The following is an 18,760-nucleotide window of genomic DNA, read 5'->3' as shown; positions in this document are numbered from 1 at the left end:
ACGTGCCCAGCAATGCTTTGTCGTGCGCGTCCGCCTTGTCAACGCCCCTAACCGGCTGGCCGGATCAGGGCAGCGGGCCCCGGCAGCCGAGTCGGGGCCGTCGGCGGACGGAAAGCGCCGCCTCCCCGGGTGCGGGCCGGGGAGGCGGCGCCTGTCGTGCGCGGTCCTCAGGAAGTGCCCTGCGCCGTGACGCAACCGATCGATCCGGCGGGCAGGTTGTTGCCGGTGGAGGTGGCGGTGAAGCCGAACGTGGTACTGCCGTCGGCCGCGATGACCCGGTTGTGGTCCGCGTTGCGGACGGTGACCGTGCCGTCGGACGCCGTCACCTGCGTACCGTTCCACAGGCTGCTGATCTTGGTACCGGTGCCTGGTTTCCAGGCCACGGCCCAGCCGTCGAGCGGGGTGGTGCCGTGGTTCATCACCTCGACGGACGCCTGGAAGCCGCCGTTCCACGCGCTGACCACGGAGTACGTGGCCATGCAGGAACCGGTGTGCGGGTCCGTCGGGTTCGGGGTGGGCGTCGGGGTCGGAGTCGGGGTGGGCGTGGGCGCCGGGGTGGGCGTGGTGCCGGAGCCGCCGATGCCCGTCACCTCGCCGTGGCCGCCGTCGAAGACGATGTCGGAGCAGGAGAAGAAGTTCTCCTGGCTGTCCGAGCGGACCCACTGGATGAACAGCAGGGCGTCACCGGAGCGCCCGGCGGGCAGCTGCATGTCCCAGTAGTAGTGGCCGCCGTCGGTGCCGGCCGAGCCCTGCTGGGGCGGGTTGGTGACCGTCTGGATCAGGTCGAGGTCGGCCCAGCGCAGCGTACTGGTCGGCGACCAGCCGGGCTTGGTGAGGTACACCCGGAAGCTGCCCGGGTGCGCCGCCCAGTTGCTGTACTGCGCCTTGATCGTCGCCCCGCTGGTCAGGTGGGTGCGCGGCCAGTCCGAGCGAGCGGCGTTGTACGCGGAGAAGTCGTACGGCGACCGGTCGCCGGCGCTGCACAGGGTGCCGTCCGGAACGTAACCGGCGCCGCGGCCACCGGCGTTGGAGTCGAGCACGGCGAACCAGTTGTACAGCGGCGTCCCGCCGCTCTTGGCCACCGCGTCCTTGCAGGCGGGGTTGGTCGGGTTCATCCCGCCGGTCCCCGTGTGGCCGTCCAGGTAACACAGGTAGGTACGGGAGCCGGGCAGCATCGCCACGCCGTGCGCCTTGGCACTGCCCTGTCCCAGCAGGGCCAGGCCGAGCGCGGCCAGCAGGGTCGACAAGGCCGCCACGACCGACAGGAGCCTGCCGCGTCGGGCCACGATTCTCTCCTTCCGTTGGACCGGCTGGATCGGACGGGCGGTAGGCCCCGGGAGGGTGCCGTCCGGTGGGTGACTCATGTGCGCTCCTCGGGGTGGGTGCGTGGGGGAGACGGGACGCGGGGGTGCGTCACGCGGTGGTGCAGGCGGTTCCGTTGAGGCTGAACCCGGCGGGCTCGGCGAAGGTGCCGCGGTAGGCGCCCTGGAAGCCGAAGGCCACCCGGCCGCCGGCCGCGATCTGCCCGTTGTGAGCCAGGTTCGTGGCCATGACCGCGCCGGACGACGGCGTGATCCCGGCGTTCCAGGCGCTGGTGACGCGCTGTCCGGAGGGCAGGGTGAAGGCGAGCCGCCATCCGTCGACCGGGGTCGCGGAGGTGTTGGTGACGGTGACGTCGGCGGTGAAGCCGCCCGGCCAGACGCTCGTCGCGTACGTCACCTCGCACGCCGCGGGGGTCCCGGGGCCGCCCGGGCCGCCGCCGCCGGTGTTGACCGTGGAGGAGAACGAGTTCACGGCGAGCCCGGCACCGTTCTGCCAGGGCTCGAAGCCGGCCTGCACGCTCGTCAGGTACCAGTTGTTCTGCGCCAGTCCGCGGGCGACGGCCTGCCGGGCGAAGTCCATGACGTCGAAGCTCCAGCTGGTGATCGCCGACGGGGCGACGAAGGACAGCACGTCGTTGGAGCCGTTGTTGCCGGACCACACCTGCCACTGGCGCCCGGCCACGGTGGCCGTGCCGACCTGCGAGCCCACTGGCTGGATCGGACCCACCTTGTTGAACCAGACCATGATCTCGGTCCGGCTGACGCCGTCGGTACGGGGCGTGGGGTCGAGCCAGATGTCGTACGCCGCGTCGTACACGGCGTTGCTCACGTAGGTGTACGAGATGCTGGTGGGCGCGCTGGAGATGGTGCTGAGCTGGGCCGGAAGGCTGGTTCCGGGCGAGCAGTTGGTGTAGTGGCAGCCGTTGAAGACGGACGGGTACGACTTCGGGGCGCCGTTCGTCGGGACCGAGCCGTCGGCCTGGGTGATCCGGAAGCCGCTGTCCGTGACGTTGATGCACTGGGTCTCGCTGGTGCCCCAGCGGTTGTTCTGGACGACGTAGCGGCCCTGGATCGTCGTCGAGCCGTACTGTTCGCAGATCGCGGTGTCGGCCTGGGCCGCCGGGGCCGTGGTGAGCAGGGCCGCCAGTGCGGCGAGCGCGGCGAGCAGCGCGCCGACCAGACCACTCGCGCCACGGACGGGGTGCGTTGACGGTCGCATGCGGGTCCTCTCGGGGACGGTCGGATGCGGGAGCGCTCCCGCGCAGATGGGAGCGCTCCCATTACCTCCGTTGGGCAGGGACTGTAGGGAGAGTTCATGTCCCTGACAAGGTGTTGCGCGGCAATGTGTCGAAGAGGTTTCGAAAGCGCAGGTGGGGTGGGGGTGCCGATAGTTTCGAGAGGCGGCGATTTCTGGGAGCGCTCCCGGAAGCGGGGGTGCGGACCGGTACCGGGGTGAAGCACGACGGGATTTGCGGGGGCGGAGGCCGGCGCAGACCGGAACCGGTCGGGCGGATTCGGTAGCGGAGTGGACGGGGCTCGGACAGCTCGGGGCTGTAGGGCTCCGCGCCGGTTCGGCCGGGGCCGTTCCGGGGGTACTCGAATGCCGGCGAGGGCCGCCGCCGACGACCGCACTGCCATCGCTCGGCAGCCACCGCGCGCACGAGCCGTAGCCCCGAGCCGGGCCCACGCCGCTCGGCCGTGCGGTGTCCCCTCGCCCGGCCGTGCCTTGTCCCGTCGCTCGGCCGTGCCGTGTCCCGTCGCTCGGCCGTGTCGCCGGGCCGGAGCCGCCGTCGCTCGGCCGTGCCGTGTCCCGTCGCCCGGCCGTGTCGCCGGGCCCGAGCCGCCGTCGCTCGGCCGTGCCGCCGGGCCGGGTCCCGGTTGCCCGGCGGTGTCCTCGGACCGTGCTCCGGGACCCGGCGGCGTCAGGCCGAGTCGCGTCGTATCAGCTCTGTGCGGAGGATGACATGGCGCCAGGCCAGGGACGGTTCCTCCAGTTCCTCCAGCAGGAGCCGGACCATCGCCCGGCCGATCTCCGCCAGCGGCTGGCGGACCGTGGTCAGGCGGGGCTCGGTCTGTTCGGCCAGCGGGAAGTCGTCGAAACCGATGACGGCGACGTCCTCCGGCACCCGGCGTCCCGTCGCGTGCAGCTCCCGCAGCGCGCCGGCCGCCGTGGTGTCCGACGCGGCGAGCACCGCGTCGACCTCCGGGTGCCGTTCGAGCAGCCGGGCCATGGCGCGCCGGCCGCTCTCCTCGGTGAAGTCGCCCTCGGCGATCCAGGACTCGTCGGTGCTCAGCCCGGCCGCGGCGAGCGCCTGGCGGTAGCCGCGCAGCCGGGACTGGGCGACGTACATGTCCAGCGGCCCGGTGATCGTCGCGATCGCCTTGTGGCCCGTGGCCAGCAGATGGGTGACCGCGCTGCGGGCGCCGCCGGCGTTGTCCGCGTCGACGTAGCTGACGTGCTCGTCGCCCGAGCGGCGGCCCAGCATGACGGTCGGCAGCCGGGCCTCGGCGAGCATGTCCGGCAGGGTGTCGTCGGCGCGCACCGAGACCAGTAGCGCGCCGTCCACCCGGCCGCCGCGCGCGTACTCCAAGAAGCGCTTGCGTTCGGTGTCCGAGCGGACCATCGTCAGCAGCAACTGCATCCCGGTGTCGGCCAGCGCGTCGCCGAGCGAGCTGACGATCTCCGAGAAGAAGGGCTCCGCGAACAGCCGCCAGTCCGGCTCCGTGACGACCAGCGCGACCGCGTCGGCACGCCGGCCGGCCAGGGTCCGGGCCGCGAGATTGGGCACGTACCCCAGTTCGGCGATGGCCTGCTGCACGGCCTGGCGCGTCGATTCCCTCACCCCCGCCGCGTTGTTGACGACGCGGGAGACCGTGCCCCGGCCCACTCCTGCGCGGGCGGCCACCTCCTCCAGCGTCGGCGTGTCAGGGCGCCGCCTGCCCATTGACCACCTCCCCCCATGAGATCCCCGATCTTACGATTCGCGGGGCATCGCGCACACGGCTTCTTCCGACGACGACCGGTATGGCGCCCACCGCCCGGGAGGCCCCCGGCGGCGTCGACCGCTGCCCAGGTGCGCGGCGGCGCGCCCGGCGCCGCCGCGGACGCCCGGCGGTCCGGACCACCAACTCGGCGCGAACTCGCTGGTTCGGTGGTGACGCGGGCAAGCCCGGTGCCGGTGCCGGGGCTGGAGCCGGAGTCGGCCTGGAGCCGGAGCGGATCTCCTACGGGGGCCGCCGGGGCCGCCGGGGCCACCGGACGCGGGTGTGCGGCGAAGGGCCGGACGGTCAGTGGGCCCGGTGTCCGGCTGGTCGCCGGGCGTTCGCAGGGCCGTACCCGCACCGGAGCCGGGCAGTCGCCCGCGACGCCCAGGCCCCGGCAGGCACCGGCCGGGTACCGGCGCCGGCACCCGGAACCGGCAGCACAGCGCGGGTGCCCCGCCGCTCCCGGGGCGCTGGCCGGAAGTCGTCACCCCGAGATCACCGGGCCCTAAGCTCGACCCGCTGGGCGCACTCGTCGATCTTGGTGGAAGGAGCCGGAACTGGTGGAGGACAAGAGGGTTGTCATCGTGACCGGTGGAGGCTCGGGCATCGGACAGGCCACGGCCCGGTTGCTCGGCGAGGCCGGGCACCACGTGGTGGTCTCCGGCCGGCGGACCGAGCCCCTGGAGCGCCTCGCGAAGGAGACCGGCGCGCTGGCGCATCCGTCGGACATCGGGGACCCCGACGCGGTCGAGGGACTCGTCCGGGCGGCTGTGGACACGTACGGCCGGCTCGACGGAGTGGTGCTGAACGCGGGCATCGGGCGCGGCGGAGCCGTCGGCGACATGTCGCTGCGCGACTGGGACGACGTGATGCGCACCAACCTCACCGGCCCGCTGCTCCTGCTGCGCGCGGCTGTCCCGCACCTGCTGGAGTCCAAGGGCGCGGTGGTCGCCGTCGCCTCGGTGTCCGCGCTGCGCAACGGCACGAGCAATGCCCCGTACGCCACCTCCAAGGCGGCCCTGCTCCAGCTGTGCCGTTCCGTCGCCGTGGACTACGGACGGCAGGGCGTGCGGGCCAACACCGTGTGCCCGGGATGGGTGCGCACCGAGATGGCCGACCGGCGCATGGTCCGCTTCGCGGAGGAGGAGCGGCTGCCCGGCGGTTTGGAGGACGCCTACGCGGAGGCGACCAGGCTGCTGCCCCAGGGCCGCCCCGGCGAGCCCCGCGAGGTCGCGGAGGCGATCGCCTGGCTGCTGTCCCCGGCGGCGTCCTACGTCAACGGAGCGGTGCTCACCGTGGACGGCGGGGCGACGGCCCTCGACCCCGGCACGCTCGGGTTCGACTACCGCATCACGCCACGCGGCGCCACCACCCTCGGCTGAGCCCGGCCCCCGTCGGCTCGGCCCGGCGGAGCAGGCCGCCGCCGGCACCGGCTCGACCGACTCAGGGCGCCGTCGGCGCGGCCCGACCGATTCCGGGCGCCGTCGGCGCGACCCGGCCGGGTCCCGGTGCCGTCGGCGCGGGCCGACTGGCCGGGCGGCGGCTGTGCGGTTCGGTCGGGTCCGGGTGCCGTCGGCGGGGGCTGGTTGTTCCAGGTTGTGGCCGTGCGGTTCGGTCGGGTCCGGGGCGTCGGTACGGTGATCCGGCCGACGCCGCTTCCGGCACAGTGGTTCCGGCGAGTTCCGCCGTCGCGATCAGCGCGGTGCTGCCGGGTCGGGGCGGCGCCGCGGGTCGGCGGGGTCCGGGCAGCGGCCTTGCGTTTCGGCGGGTCCGGGCCTCGTCAGCGCGGTCCCGTCGGCCTGGGCGGCGTCAGCGCGGGTCGGTTGGGACGGGACGGCGGCACCGTGGGTCGGCCGCGTCCGGGCCGCGGCACCCCGGTCCGGCCGAGTTCCGCCTCCGGCACAGAGGTGCCCGTCGACTTCCGCCGCCGTCAGTGGGTCCCCGCTTCCAGCACCGCCCGCGCGGTCCCGCGACGTTCCGCGACCGTCAGCGTCGGCCCTGCAGGGTTCCCGTCAGCCTCAGCGCCGCAGGGTTCCCGCCACTGTCAGCGTCGTCCCTGCCGGGTTCCCGCCGTCAGCCTCAGTCCCGCCAGGCTTCGCGACCGTCAGTGTCGGTCCCGCCGGGTTCCGTCCCCGTCGGCCTCGGTCCCCGCCGGCTGTCGCCCGTCAGCGCGTCTCCGCGTGGCCCGTGGCGGGAGAGGGCTGTGCGGGGCAAGGCAGTGCGTCGGTCATGGAGGGCCACATGCGGGCGATTCCCAGCAGGGTCTCGGAACTGCCGTGTGTCACCCCGGGCAGCGGGCGCGGGTCGGACGGCGGCACGCCGACGAGCACGGCACGCCGGGCCTGGCCCACGGCGCCGGCCAGCGCCGCACAGGCGAGGCGGTCCTCCGGCACCCCGGCCCGCCGGGCGTGCCGCTGCGCCTGCTCGTAGGCGTCCGGCCGCACGTACTGCTGGAGCGTCAGCAGCGCGTCGTACGTCTCGATGGTCTGCCGGTGCGCCTGGAGCACCGGTGGGTAGCGCGGCCGGAGCACCTCCTGGAGCCGGCTGCGCCGGGGCCTGGCGAGCGCCACGTGGGGGACCGCCGTGACCAGGTCCCGCCACAGCGGCCACAGCCGCCAGGAGGTCCGCAGCGCGGCGGCCGTCCGGGCCAGCGCGGTCGCGGTGGGCACCAGCAGCGACGCCGCCCGCAGGAAGCCGTGCGCCCCCATCACCATGGACAGCCAGGGCAGCACGGACGGCGCGAGTCCGTAGAGGTGGCCGAGGTAACCGCACCAGAAGACCGCGGCGAGGACGCTGCCCACCGCGAACAGCCGCAGCGACCACACCAGATCGCGTTCCGTCGTGCGCAGGCTGTAGCGCCAGCACACCACCAGGGCGACGGCGTCGCCGAGCAGGTGGGCGACGCTGAGGATCAGCCAGTAGGCGGCCGTCGCGGACGCGGGCCGCTGCGCGGACGCCGCCCCGATCGGCTCACCGGCCCCCAGCAGATCCAGCACGAGCAGCGCCGCCAGGGCCGCAGTCAGCCCCGCCGCCACCGAGCGGCGCAGCCGCGGGGAGCGCCGACAGTCCACCACGAAGAGCAGGACCAGTCCCGCGCTGAGGACCCCGATCAGATTGCGCGCCAGCGACACCGTGTGAACGTCGATGCCGATGGACGTGAGCGCGGTGACGACTCCCCGCTGGAAGAGCGTGATCGCGGTGGCCGCCGCCAGCACGGTGATCCACAGCCCCCGTAGCCGCGGCTCGCGCAGCGCCGGGCGCGCCCGCCAGCCGAGGGCGCACCAGAGAGCGACGACGCTGGCGAGTCCGACCCGGGCCGCCAGCTCAGTCACCGGCATCGGCGGTCACCCCCAGGAACGCGCCGAGGCGTCCCAGGGGGCCCGCCACCCGGCCGGTCTTCCCGGCGCTCAGGATCAGGCTGGCGATCATCTCGGCTTCTTGTTCCTCGGTGGTCGTGTAACTGGTTCTGGCCATCAGCCGCCTGACGAGATGGGGCGTGGGAGCCTCCAGGAGCCGGGCGGCCGGCTGCTCACCGTCGTCCGTGAAGCTCCGGTGGTGATCGCACAGCACATGGCCGATCTCGTGCAGGATGATGTGCTCCTGGTGCAGGGGAGCCGTCCTGGTCTCGTAGAAGACGTAGTCGGCGTCCTCGGTGCCCAGCCACAGCCCGCACGCCCCGGTGGCCGCCGCCTGCTCGGGCAGCTCCCGGAGCACGAGCGGACGGCCTCTCAGCTCCTCCACCCGCGCGCGGAGCTCCTCCAGGGTGAGCGACCGGTCCACCCCGAGATCCCGCAGGATCGCGGCGCACCTGCGCTGCAGGGCCGCGTGCTCGCTCGTTCTCCTCACCTGACGTCACCCCCGTTCGCTGTTCTCACCGTCCGGAACGGCTGCGGCGGCTCCCCGTCCCGGACGAGTCGGGGGCGACCGCGGACTCGCTTGGGCGTCTCACTCGCTCGGAGACCTCCTCGTCGGTGAAGTGGTCCGGTGTGGCCCCGGAATGGCTTTGCCGGTACGGATACGGACCGTGTCCCGGGGGCAAGCTGCCGCCCACCTAAGCAGGTCGTCCGCCCTTTTGCACGCGCCGGCCCGGGCTTTCGGTCGCCCTTTGGCGGAAAACGTCTCCTGCCCGCGCGGCCTTTGCGGACGCCTCTCCGGTAAACATCTGTGACTGCCGTCACAGGCGGCGGGGGCGGGCGTGGCATCGTCCCTGTCACCTGTGTCGGGGTGCCGTGCCACCTGGGAACTCCCGGGACACCGGCCGCCGCGGACCGCCTACCCTGGAACGCATGACCAGCAGCAGCGACCGGAGCCCGGCAGTGGACGTTCCCGCCCCCAAGAGTTACGAGATCCGCACCTACGGGTGCCAGATGAACGTCCACGACTCCGAGCGATTGGCCGGGCTGCTCGAAGAGGCCGGATACGTGCGGGCCCCCGAGGGCGCGGACGGGGACGCCGACGTCGTCGTCTTCAACACCTGCGCGGTCCGGGAGAACGCCGACAACCGGCTCTACGGCAACCTCGGCCGGCTCGCGCCGAAGAAGGCATCGCGCCCCGGCATGCAGATCGCGGTCGGCGGCTGCCTCGCGCAGAAGGACCGGGACACCATCGTGAAGAAGGCGCCCTGGGTGGACGTCGTCTTCGGCACGCACAACATCGGCAAGCTGCCCGTCCTGCTGGAGCGCGCCCGCGTCCAGGAGGAGGCGCAGGTGGAGATCGCCGAGTCCCTGGAGGCGTTCCCCTCCACGCTGCCGACCCGCCGCGAGAGCGCCTACGCGGCCTGGGTGTCGATCTCCGTCGGCTGCAACAACACCTGCACCTTCTGCATCGTCCCGGCGCTGCGCGGCAAGGAGAAGGACCGCCGCCCCGGCGACATCCTCGCCGAGATCGAGACCCTGGTCGGCGAGGGCGTCTCGGAGATCACGCTGCTCGGCCAGAACGTCAACGCCTACGGCTCCGACATCGGCGACCGCGAGGCCTTCAGCAAGCTGCTGCGCGCCTGCGGGAAGATCGAGGGCCTGGAGCGGGTCCGCTTCACCTCCCCGCACCCGCGCGACTTCACGGACGACGTGATCGCGGCCATGGCCGAGACCCCGAACGTCATGCCCCAGCTGCACATGCCGCTCCAGTCCGGCTCGGACACGGTCCTGAAGGCGATGCGCCGCTCCTACCGCCAGGAGCGGTACCTGGGGATCATCGAGAAGGTGCGGGCCGCCATCCCGCACGCCGCGATCACCACCGACATCATCGTGGGCTTCCCCGGTGAGACCGAGGAGGACTTCGAGCAGACGCTGCACGTCGTCCGCGAGGCCCGGTTCGCCCAGGCGTTCACCTTCCAGTACTCCAAGCGCCCCGGCACCCCCGCCGCGACCATGGAGAACCAGATCCCCAAGGAGGTCGTCCAGGCGCGCTACGAACGGCTGGTCGCCCTCCAGGAGGAGATCTCCTGGGAGGAGAACAAGAAGCAGGTCGGCCGCACGCTGGAGCTGATGGTCGCCGAGGGCGAGGGCCGCAAGGACGGCGCCACCCACCGCCTCTCCGGCCGCGCCCCGGACAACCGCCTGGTCCACTTCACCAAGCCCGGCCAGGAGGTCCGCCCCGGCGACGTCGTCACCGTCGAGGTCACCTACGCCGCCCCGCACCACCTCCTCGCCGAGGGCCCCGTACTCGCCGTGCGCCGTACGCGCGCGGGCGACGCCTGGGAGAAGCGCAACGCGGCGGAGACCGCCAAGCCGGCGGGCGTGATGCTGGGCCTGCCGAAGATCGGCGTGCCCGAGCCCCTCCCGGTGGCGGCGGGCAGCGGCTGCGGCTGCGACTGAGGCCCGCCGAGGCAGGGTCGTACGGGGCCCGGGCGCCCGGAGTCGTACGGGCACTCGGGGACCCGAGGCCGTACCGGCACCTGGGAGCCCTGGGCCGTACGGGGGTACCGGGACGGCGCAAGTCGTACGGGTACCCGGGCATCCGGGCCGTACATCCTCGGTGACCGAGGGTGGCGCCCGGCCGGTCAGCGCGGGGAGTTAACCTGCCGACCATGCTTGTCGCCGCCGCAGTCTGCCCCTGCCCCCCGCTGCTCGTGCCCGAGGTCGCCGCGGGTGCCGCACCAGAACTGGACGCCGCACGCGCGGCCTGCTCGGACGCGCTCGGCGTGCTCGCCGCGGCCCGCCCCGACCTGCTGGTGGTCGTCGGCACGGCCGAGCCGGGCGGGCGCGGCCCGTTTCCGCAGGGTACCCCGGGCACGTTCCGCGGGTTCGGGGTCGACGTGGACGTACGTCTGGGCCCCGCCACCGGCGCCGCCCCCGACCGCGAGCTGCCGGCCTCGCTGGCCGTCGGCGCCTGGCTGCTGGAGCGGACCGGCTGGGCGGACGCCCCCGTCGAGGGGCTCGGCGTCGCCGACACGCTGGAGCCCGAACGGTGCGCCGAGACCGGCCGGGAATTGGCCGGCCGGGCCGAACGCGTGGCGCTGCTGGTGATGGGCGACGCCAGCGCCAGCCGCACCCTCAAGGCGCCCGGGTACCTGGACGAGCGCGCGGCGCCCTTCGACGCGGAGGCGGCGCGGGCGCTCGGGGCCGCCGACGTGGCGGCCCTGCGGGCGCTGGACCCCGAGCTCGCCCGTGAACTGAAGGCGGCCGGCCGCGCCCCTTGGCAGATCCTCGCCGGCGCGGCGCACGAGGCCCGCCTCACCGGCACGCTGCTGTACGAGGACGCGCCGTACGGGGTGGGGTACCTGGTCGCTACCTGGTCCTGAACTTCCTCATCGACCGGACTTCCTCATGAAGTCGGTGGCGGTCCCTCCGGGCGGGTCGGGGTCGTCGGGTCGGGGGGCGGCGGCGTCGCCGTGGGGCCGCTCTTGTGCGCGAGGCGGTCCATGGCCTCCTTGGCCTTGCCCGTGCCCGCCTGGATCCTGTCGCTGTACTTGCCCTTGGTCCGCTCGTCGACGGCCTTGGCGGCCCTGTCGATCCCGTGCTGGACCTTGTCCCCATGCTGCCGGGCGAGGTCCGAGACCTTGTCCTTGGCCGGGCCCAGCCTGGCCTTCATGTTGTCCATCAGACCCATGGTCCACCTTCCCTCGCGGGCGGTTGCCCGCGGTCGCCCTCGCCGACCGCGTCGTCCACCTGACGGGAAACCGTTCAGGAAAACCGTGCGAACACGCCCGAATCCACTCCATACGGTACTCGTGCGGGCGGTTTCCCGCGTCGCCCGATGCGTACCCGCCCGACCCGCTGCCTATCCGCCGGGCAGCCGGTGGACAGGCACCGCCGGCCGACTCCTTCGAGGCGTCTCCGGGGCGTTTGCGAGACTGGTGCGGTGAGCAGTGCACCCGTCGCCCCCCGCGTCATCGCCGTCGTAGGCCCCACCGCGGCCGGAAAGTCCGATCTCGGTGTCTTCCTGGCCCAGCAACTCGGCGGCGAGGTCGTCAACGCCGACTCCATGCAGCTGTACCGGGGGATGGACATCGGTACCGCGAAGCTGACGCCCGGGGAACGCGGCGGCGTCCCGCACCACCTGCTGGACATCTGGGACGTGACGGTCACCGCCTCGGTCGCCGAGTACCAGAAACTGGCCCGCGCGCGGATCGACGCGCTGCTCGCCGAGGGCCGCTGGCCCATCCTGGTCGGCGGCTCCGGCCTCTACGTCCGGGGAGCCGTCGACAACCTGGAGTTCCCCGGCACCGACCCCGAGGTCCGGGCCCGGCTGGAGGAGGAGCTGGCGCTGCGCGGCCCGGGCGCCCTGCACGCCCGGCTGGCCGCCGCCGACCCCGAGGCCGGCCGCGCGATCCTGCCGAGCAACGGCCGCCGGATCGTCCGCGCGCTGGAGGTGATCGAGATCACCGGCCGGCCCTTCACGGCCAATCTGCCGGGCCACGACTCGGTGTACGACACCGTCCAGATCGGTGTCGACGTCGCCCGCCCGGAACTGGACGACCGCATCGCGCGGCGCGTCGACCGGATGTGGGAGGCGGGTCTCGTGGACGAGGTACGCGCACTGGAGGCGCAGGGACTGCGCGAGGGGCGCACGTCCTCGCGCGCGCTCGGCTACCAGCAGGTACTCGCGGCGCTGGCCGGGGAGTGCACCGAAGCGGAAGCGCGGGCCGAGACCGTGCGTGCCACGAAGCGCTTCGCGCGCCGCCAGGATTCGTGGTTCAGGCGGGACCCCCGGGTGCACTGGTTGAGTGGGGCCGCCGCGGACCGCGAGGAACTTCCGCAGCAGGCCCTGGCGTTGGTCGAACGACCGGTTACAGCCTGATCACGTCATGGCATCGGGATGCGCCGCCGGTCATCGCGGCCTGCGGCGCCGTGCCATCATCGAGCTTCGATCGACCAAGTGGAGCCTAGTTGGGAGGGCGCGTGGCGATGGAGGCCGGCCCTCGCGACACCGCACAAAGCACCGAGCCCGTCACCACGGAGAGTGACGACCCCGGCCCGGGCGCGGACCACCCGCACGAGTACCACCCCCGGAAGAACGGCTCCTCCGAGGACGGGCCCCACACCGGCCGTCCGCACGGCGGCCCTCCCGGCCACGGCCCGACGGACGACCATCCGACCGGAAACCCCCGGGCGGACGACCACCCGACCGGAAACCCCCGGGCGGCGGACCCCGTGCCCGGCGACCGCCTGGCGGCGGACCCCCGTGCCGCTGACCGCCCTGCCGCCGGCCTTCCTCCCGCCGATCCCCTGTCCGCGGACCGCCTGACCGACGACCGTCTCGCCGACGACGGCCCCGACGACACCCAGGGCGGTGTCACCGCCGACGGACCGGCGCCCGAGGAGATGTACCCGGGCGGCCCGGAGGTCGAGGTCGAACTGCGCCCGCAGCGCCGGCTGCGCATCTGGCAGCTGGCACCCATCGTGGGCCTCGGCGCCGTCGGCTCCCTGATGTTCGCCTTCCCGCTCGCCTTCGACTTCGGCGACAGCGGCGCGGTCATCGCCATGCTCGGCCTGCTGATCTGCTCCTGCGCCGCGGGCTGGGGCATGATGGCCGCCCGCCGGGTCGGCTACACCTGGCCGGGCCTGCCCCCGCGCGGCTCGGGCCGCCGCCCGGACTGGCGGGTCGTCCTCGGCTACGTCCTCCTGGTGGCCTTGGTGGTCGTCCTCGCCGTCTGGCGGGTGGCGAGGCTCCGCTGAGCCGCCCGGCCTGCCCCGGCCCGCTGTCGGTGCCCTCCCGTACGATCGAGGAATGAGCACACGGATCGCCTTCCTCAAGGGTCACGGCACGGAGAACGACTTCGTGATCCTCCCGGACCCGGAGAACGCTTTCGACCTGTCCCCGGCAGCCGTGGCCGCGCTGTGCGACCGCCGGGCGGGCATCGGAGGCGACGGCCTGCTGCGCGTCGTACGGTCCGCGGCGCACCCGGAGGCCCGGGCGATGGCCGGCGAGGCCGAGTGGTTCATGGACTACCGCAACGGCGACGGCTCGATCGCCGAGATGTGCGGCAACGGCACCCGTGTGTTCGCGCGCTACCTCCAGCACGCCGGACATGTGACCGAAGGCGACCTGGCGATCGCCACGCGCGCGGGCGTGAAGACTGTCCACATCGCGAAGGACGGTGACATCACGATCGGGATGGGCCGTGCCCGGCTCCCCGAAGGGGACGTCACGGTGACCGTCGCCGAGCGCAGCTGGCCCGCGCGCAACGTCAACATGGGCAACCCCCACGCGGTGGCCTTCGTGGCCGACCTGGCGCACGCCGGCGATCTGCGCACCGCGCCGCCGGTCAGCCCGGCGAGCGTCTACCCGGACGGTGTGAACGTCGAGTTCGTCGTCGACCGGGGCCCCCGGCACGTCGCCATGCGCGTGCACGAGCGCGGCTCCGGCGAGACCCGCTCGTGCGGCACGGGCGCGTGCGCCGTCGCCGTGGCCGCCGCCCGCCGGGACGGCGCCGACCCGGCCGTCACCGGCACCCCGGCCACGTACACCGTCGACGTGCCCGGCGGACGCCTGGTCATCACCGAGCGGCCGGACGGCGAGATCGAGATGACCGGACCCGCCGTGATCGTCGCCGAGGGCGAGATCGACGCCGAGTGGCTGGCGCAGGCGCTCGGCTGATCGAAAAACTTAAACCTCGATTTCGTCGCTCGAATGGGTGATCCGTTTCACGCTGGGCCGGAGGCGGTCGGTCGGGCGTGGCGAGCTCGGTAGCATCAAGCACCGGCACGGACGGGGGAATGCCGCCAACCCTGAGCCGCGTGTGCCCCGGGACTCCGTCCGCCGGTCCACGAGCCGGAGGTGCCCATGAGTGCGGAGGCCACGAACCCTGCGACCGCTGGTCCGGCGGCGCCCCCGGTGCCGCAGGCGCTCACCGCGTCCGCGGCGCCCGCGGCGCCGCGCAGAAAGGCCCGGCCCCGGATCGACCTGCGCCGGCTCGGCCGCGCCGCGCTGCTCGGCTCCGCCACCCGCGACAAACTGCCCGACGCGATCGGCCACGTCGTGGAGGCGCACCGCGCCCACCACCCCGACGCCGACCTCGAACCCCTGCGCCGCGCCTACGTCCTGGCCGAGTCCTCGCACCGCGGCCAGACCCGCAAGAGCGGCGAGCCGTACATCACGCACCCCCTCGCCGTGACCCTGATCCTCGCCGAACTCGGCGCGGAGACCACGACGCTGACGGCCTCTCTGCTGCACGACACGGTCGAGGACACCGACGTGACGCTCGAACAGGTGCGGGAGCAGTTCGGGGAGGAGGTGCGTTACCTGGTCGACGGCGTCACGAAACTGGAGAAGGTCGACTACGGAGCCGCCGCCGAACCGGAGACCTTCCGCAAGATGCTCGTCGCCACCGGCAACGACGTGCGCGTGATGTCGATCAAACTCGCCGACCGCCTGCACAACATGCGCACGCTCGGTGTGATGCGCCCCGAGAAACAGGCCCGGATCGCCAAGGTCACCCGTGACGTCCTCATCCCGCTCGCCGAGCGCCTCGGCGTGCAGGCCCTCAAGACCGAGCTGGAGGACCTGGTCTTCGCCGTCCTGCACCCCGAGGAGTACGCCCGTACCCGCGAGCTCATCGCGGAGAACGCCGCCCGCCCCGGCGACCCGCTCGCCGAGGTGGCCGAGGAGGTGCGCGGGGTGCTGCGCGAGGCCGACATCCCGGCCGAGGTCCTCATCCGCCCCCGGCACTTCGTCTCCGTCCACCGGGTGGCCCGCAAGCGCGGCCGGCTGCGCGGCACGGACTTCGGCCGCCTGCTGGTGCTGGTCAACGAGGACGCCGACTGTTACGCCGTCCTCGGCGAACTGCACACCTGCATGACACCGGTGGTCTCGGAGTTCAAGGACTTCATCGCCGTACCGAAGTTCAACCTCTACCAGTCCCTGCACACCGCGGTCGCCCGGCCCGACGGGCAGATGGTCGAGGTCCTCATCCGCACCCACCAGATGCACAAGGTCGCCGAGGCCGGTGTCGTGGCCCTCGGCAACCCGTACGCGCCCGCCCCCGAGTCCGGCGCCTGCGACGCCCCCGCGCACGACGCGTCCCCCGCCGAGGGCGAGCGCGTCGACCCCACCCGTCCCGGCTGGCTCTCCCGCCTCCTCGAATGGCAGCGGGCCGCCCCCGACCCCGACACCTTCTGGTCCACCCTGCGCGAGGACCTCGCGCAGGACCGCGAGATCACCGTCTTCCGCCCCGACGGCGGCACGCTCGGCCTGCCCGAGGGCGCCACCTGCGTGGACGCCGCCTACGCGCAGTACGGCGAGGACGCGCACGCCTGTATCGGCGCCCGGGTCAACGGCCGGCTCGCCACCCTCAGCACGGTCCTGCGCGACGGCGACACCGTCCAGCTCCTGATGGGCCAGGACCCGGCGTCCGAACCGTCCCGCGAATGGCTGGACCACGCCCACACACCGGCCGCCCGCATCGCCATCCAGCGCTGGCTGGCCACCCATCCCGGCGGCGGCGACGGCACGGACGACGACGCCGGCGCGACCGAGCCGGCCGACCGCGCTCCCGCCCAGATCGCCGCCGAGGCCCGTACGGCCCCGGCCCGGGACGGCGAGACAACGGCCGCCGCCTTCACGGAGGCCCCGCGCCCCCGGCGCGCCGACGTCCTCGCGGACCGGCCCGGCGCCACCGTACGGCTCGCCGGGTGCTGTACGCCCGTACCGCCGGACGAGATCACCGGGTTCGCGGTGCGCGGGGGAGCGGTGACCGTGCACCGTGCGGAGTGCGCGGCGGTGGCGCACATGAAGGGCCTGGGGCGCGCGGAGATCGGCGTGCGCTGGGGGGACACCGCCGAGTGCCGGGTCACCCTGGTCGCTGAATCGTTCGGCCGCCCCCATCTGCTGGCCGACCTCACGGAGGCCATCGCCCTGGCGGGCGCCGAGATCGTCTCCGCCACCGTCGAACCGCCCAGCCAGCAGCGGGTGCGCCACACCTACACCCTCCAGCTCCCCGACGCCTCCCGCCTGCCGGCCCTGATGCGGGCCATGCGGGACGTACCGGGGGTGTACGACGTGAGCCGCGCCCAGCACCAGGCGCCGGCCCCCTGACGACACCGCTCCGCACTCCGGCCGCCCCGCCGTCACCCACCGGCGGCGGCCAGGCCCGCACCCGTTGCCTCCCGGCTCCGCCGACGGCACTGCGGCCCGCCCCCTGTTTCCCGGTCTGCCGGCGGCTGCCCCTCGACCGCGGCGCCAGCCACAGCAGCCACACCACCCCCTGCCCAAGCACCCGCCCCACCCTTCGCACCGCCTCCTGACGACGGCGTCCGGTCTACCCGTTCGAGTGGGCCGGACGCGCGTCGTCGCCGTGCGGCGGGCCCGCCCTGGTAGCGGTGGTCCATGCCGCTCAACCCCCGCCCCCGCCTCCACCCCCGGGCCTTGCCCGAGTACTCCCCGCAGCCCCTCCAGCCCCAGCTTGAGCCCTCTCCCCACCGCGCCCGGTCCGCAAGGTCCCGGTGCCGCAAGGCAGCCCTGCTCGCCTCCGCCGTCTCTCTCTGCCTGGTCGCCGCCGCGGCCCCGGCCGAGCCCCTCGGTGTCGGCGACCGGCTCTACCCGTACCTGGGCAACCCCGGCTACGACGTCGACTCGTACGCCCTGGACTTCACCTACACCGCCCAGGACAAGCCGCTGGAGGCCGTGACCACCATCGACGCCAGGGCCACCGCCGACCTGGAGCGCGTCAACCTCGACTTCACCCATGGCACCGTCCGCTCGGTCGAGGCCGACGGACTCCCGGCCGGGTTCACCAGCGCCGGCGAGGACCTGGTCGTCACCCCGCGCCACCCTCTGGCCGAGGGCCGCCGGTTCCGGATCACCGTGCGGCACACCAGCGACCCCGTCTACGGCAAGGACCAGCAGGGCGGCTGGGTGCGCACCGCCGACGGGCTCGCCATGGCCAACCAGGCGGACGCCGCCCACCTGGTGTTCCCGTGCAACGACCATCCGTCCGACAAGGCGATGTTCGCCTTCCGGATCACCGCGCCCAACGCCTACACGGCCGTCGCCAACGGCCTGCCCACCGGAGCCGCCCGGCACGGTGCCACCACCACCTGGACCTACCGCAACCGGCACCCCATGGCCACCGAACTCGCCCAGGTCTCCATCGGCCGCTCCGCCGTGGTCCGCCGCGAGGGACCGCACGGGCTGCCCCTGCGCGACGTCGTCCCCGCCGCCGCCCGCGAGGCCCTCGAACCGTGGCTGGCGAAGACCCCGGACCAGATCGCCTGGATGGAGGGCAAGGTCGGCCGGTACCCCTTCGAAACCTATGGCGTGCTCATGGCGCAGGCGTCCACGGGTTTCGAACTGGAGACCCAGACCCTCTCCCTCTTCGAGAAGAGCCTGTTCACCGAGCCCGGCTACCCCGAGTGGTATCTGGAATCGATCATGGTGCACGAGCTGTCCCACCAGTGGTTCGGCGACAGCGTCACCCCGCGCGCCTGGTCCGACGTCTGGCTGAACGAGGGGCACGCCACCTGGTACGAGGCGCTGTACAGCGAGGAGACCGCGAAGCGGCCGCTGGAGCGGCGGATGAAGGACGCGTACGGCGCCTCCGACCGCTGGCGCGAGGCCGGCGGCCCGCCCGCCCGGCCCAAGCCGCCCGCCCCCGGCCAGAAGATCGACCTGTTCCGGCCCAACGTCTACGACGGCGCCGCCCTCGTCCTCTACGCCCTGCGGCAGGAGATCGGCCGGCCGGCCTTCGAGCGGCTGGAGCGGCTCTGGGTCCAGCGGCACCGCGACGCCACCGCCACCACCGCCGACTTCGTCCGGCTGGCCTCGGCCGTCGCCGGCCGCGACCTCGACGGCTTCCTGCGGCCCTGGCTGTACGGCGAGAAGACCCCGCCGATGCCCGGCCACCCGGACTGGAAGCCGGCCGCGGCACCCAAGGCGGCCGAGCCCCACCTGAGGCGATAACCCGGTGACGAGACGTGCCGTCCCGTGCGACCATCTACGGGTCGGCGCACGCACGGGACACGGGAATCTCCCGGGGTACCCGTACGTTGAACAAGGCGAGCGGTCGGGTAAGA

At 73.6% G+C, this 18,760-nt stretch carries 14 protein-coding genes; 8 read left to right on the top strand and 6 right to left on the bottom strand.

Going from position 1 to position 18,760, the window contains the following annotated elements; translation table 11 throughout:
- Window positions 1-167 precede the first annotated feature (167 nt).
- The 3 genes from Srubr_RS22970 to Srubr_RS22960 all read right to left on the bottom strand — a co-directional run bounded on the left by Srubr_RS22970 (window position 168) and on the right by Srubr_RS22960 (window position 4,267).
- Window positions 168-1,286 carry a lytic polysaccharide monooxygenase gene (locus tag Srubr_RS22970; RefSeq protein ID WP_189997292.1) on the bottom strand — a complete coding sequence of 373 codons (1,119 nt, stop codon included), beginning with the start codon at window positions 1,284-1,286 and terminating at the stop codon, window positions 168-170.
- 127 nt (window positions 1,287-1,413) lie between these two features.
- Window positions 1,414-2,541 (bottom strand): GH12 family glycosyl hydrolase domain-containing protein, encoded by a 1,128-nt coding sequence (locus Srubr_RS22965; protein WP_189997291.1) that lies wholly within the window; start codon window positions 2,539-2,541, stop codon window positions 1,414-1,416.
- Between the two features lie 703 nt (window positions 2,542-3,244).
- A complete protein-coding gene (locus Srubr_RS22960; RefSeq protein ID WP_189997290.1) occupies window positions 3,245-4,267 on the bottom strand; it encodes a LacI family DNA-binding transcriptional regulator in 1,023 nt (340 codons plus the stop codon).
- Between the two features lie 600 nt (window positions 4,268-4,867).
- On the opposite strand from Srubr_RS22960, the gene Srubr_RS22955 reads away from it, so the two are divergent.
- Window positions 4,868-5,689, top strand: a complete 822-nt coding sequence (locus tag Srubr_RS22955; protein WP_189997289.1) for an SDR family NAD(P)-dependent oxidoreductase — start codon at window positions 4,868-4,870, stop codon at window positions 5,687-5,689.
- A gap of 783 nt (window positions 5,690-6,472) precedes the next feature.
- Here Srubr_RS22955 and Srubr_RS22950 read toward each other — a convergent pair.
- The gene (locus tag Srubr_RS22950) at window positions 6,473-7,645 is read right to left on the bottom strand and encodes an MAB_1171c family putative transporter (protein ID WP_229926810.1); all 1,173 of its coding nucleotides are present in this window, start codon (window positions 7,643-7,645) and stop codon (window positions 6,473-6,475) included.
- Window positions 7,632-8,153 (bottom strand): regulator component, encoded by a 522-nt coding sequence (locus tag Srubr_RS22945; protein ID WP_189997288.1) that lies wholly within the window; start codon window positions 8,151-8,153, stop codon window positions 7,632-7,634. The genes Srubr_RS22950 and Srubr_RS22945 overlap by 14 nt, the downstream gene beginning before the upstream one ends.
- A gap of 440 nt (window positions 8,154-8,593) precedes the next feature.
- On the opposite strand from Srubr_RS22945, the gene miaB reads away from it, so the two are divergent.
- A complete protein-coding gene (gene miaB / locus Srubr_RS22940) occupies window positions 8,594-10,123 on the top strand; it encodes a tRNA (N6-isopentenyl adenosine(37)-C2)-methylthiotransferase MiaB (protein ID WP_189997287.1) in 1,530 nt (509 codons plus the stop codon).
- A 212-nt stretch (window positions 10,124-10,335) separates the two neighbouring features.
- On the top strand, window positions 10,336-11,049 hold the full coding sequence (locus Srubr_RS22935) for a class III extradiol dioxygenase subunit B-like domain-containing protein (RefSeq protein ID WP_189997286.1): 714 nt from the start codon (window positions 10,336-10,338) through the stop codon (window positions 11,047-11,049).
- A 23-nt stretch (window positions 11,050-11,072) separates the two neighbouring features.
- On the opposite strand, the gene Srubr_RS22930 is transcribed toward Srubr_RS22935, so the two are convergent.
- Window positions 11,073-11,357 carry an antitoxin gene (locus tag Srubr_RS22930; RefSeq protein ID WP_189997285.1) on the bottom strand — a complete coding sequence of 95 codons (285 nt, stop codon included), beginning with the start codon at window positions 11,355-11,357 and terminating at the stop codon, window positions 11,073-11,075.
- A 252-nt stretch (window positions 11,358-11,609) separates the two neighbouring features.
- On the opposite strand from Srubr_RS22930, the gene miaA reads away from it, so the two are divergent.
- The 5 genes from miaA (at window position 11,610) to Srubr_RS22905 (ending at window position 18,647) form a co-directional block, all read left to right on the top strand.
- Window positions 11,610-12,548, top strand: a complete 939-nt coding sequence (miaA, locus tag Srubr_RS22925) for a tRNA (adenosine(37)-N6)-dimethylallyltransferase MiaA (RefSeq protein WP_189997284.1) — start codon at window positions 11,610-11,612, stop codon at window positions 12,546-12,548.
- A gap of 428 nt (window positions 12,549-12,976) precedes the next feature.
- Window positions 12,977-13,426 (top strand): hypothetical protein, encoded by a 450-nt coding sequence (locus Srubr_RS22920; RefSeq protein WP_308439923.1) that lies wholly within the window; start codon window positions 12,977-12,979, stop codon window positions 13,424-13,426.
- A gap of 52 nt (window positions 13,427-13,478) precedes the next feature.
- Window positions 13,479-14,348, top strand: a complete 870-nt coding sequence (dapF, locus tag Srubr_RS22915; protein WP_189997283.1) for a diaminopimelate epimerase — start codon at window positions 13,479-13,481, stop codon at window positions 14,346-14,348.
- A 186-nt stretch (window positions 14,349-14,534) separates the two neighbouring features.
- Complete coding sequence (locus Srubr_RS22910; protein WP_189997282.1) at window positions 14,535-16,784, top strand: RelA/SpoT family protein; 2,250 nt, start codon at window positions 14,535-14,537, stop codon at window positions 16,782-16,784.
- A 291-nt stretch (window positions 16,785-17,075) separates the two neighbouring features.
- Window positions 17,076-18,647, top strand: a complete 1,572-nt coding sequence (locus tag Srubr_RS22905; protein ID WP_189997281.1) for a M1 family metallopeptidase — start codon at window positions 17,076-17,078, stop codon at window positions 18,645-18,647.
- Window positions 18,648-18,760: the final 113 nt, after the last annotated feature.

The organism is Streptomyces rubradiris (genome assembly GCF_016860525.1).
Taxonomy (GTDB): domain Bacteria; phylum Actinomycetota; class Actinomycetes; order Streptomycetales; family Streptomycetaceae; genus Streptomyces; species Streptomyces rubradiris.
This window is presented reverse-complemented; position numbering and strand designations above follow the sequence as displayed.

Coding starts and splice junctions, on each gene's coding strand:
- Srubr_RS22910 (WP_189997282.1), top strand. CDS start 14,535: ATGAGTGCGGAGGCCACGAACCCTGCGACCGCTGGTCCGGCGGCGCCC.
- dapF (WP_189997283.1), top strand. CDS start 13,479: ATGAGCACACGGATCGCCTTCCTCAAGGGTCACGGCACGGAGAACGAC.
- Srubr_RS22960 (WP_189997290.1), bottom strand. CDS start 4,267: ATGGGCAGGCGGCGCCCTGACACGCCGACGCTGGAGGAGGTGGCCGCC.
- Srubr_RS22930 (WP_189997285.1), bottom strand. CDS start 11,357: ATGGGTCTGATGGACAACATGAAGGCCAGGCTGGGCCCGGCCAAGGAC.
- Srubr_RS22935 (WP_189997286.1), top strand. CDS start 10,336: ATGCTTGTCGCCGCCGCAGTCTGCCCCTGCCCCCCGCTGCTCGTGCCC.
- Srubr_RS22950 (WP_229926810.1), bottom strand. CDS start 7,645: ATGCCGGTGACTGAGCTGGCGGCCCGGGTCGGACTCGCCAGCGTCGTC.
- Srubr_RS22965 (WP_189997291.1), bottom strand. CDS start 2,541: ATGCGACCGTCAACGCACCCCGTCCGTGGCGCGAGTGGTCTGGTCGGC.
- Srubr_RS22905 (WP_189997281.1), top strand. CDS start 17,076: ATGCCGCTCAACCCCCGCCCCCGCCTCCACCCCCGGGCCTTGCCCGAG.
- miaB (WP_189997287.1), top strand. CDS start 8,594: ATGACCAGCAGCAGCGACCGGAGCCCGGCAGTGGACGTTCCCGCCCCC.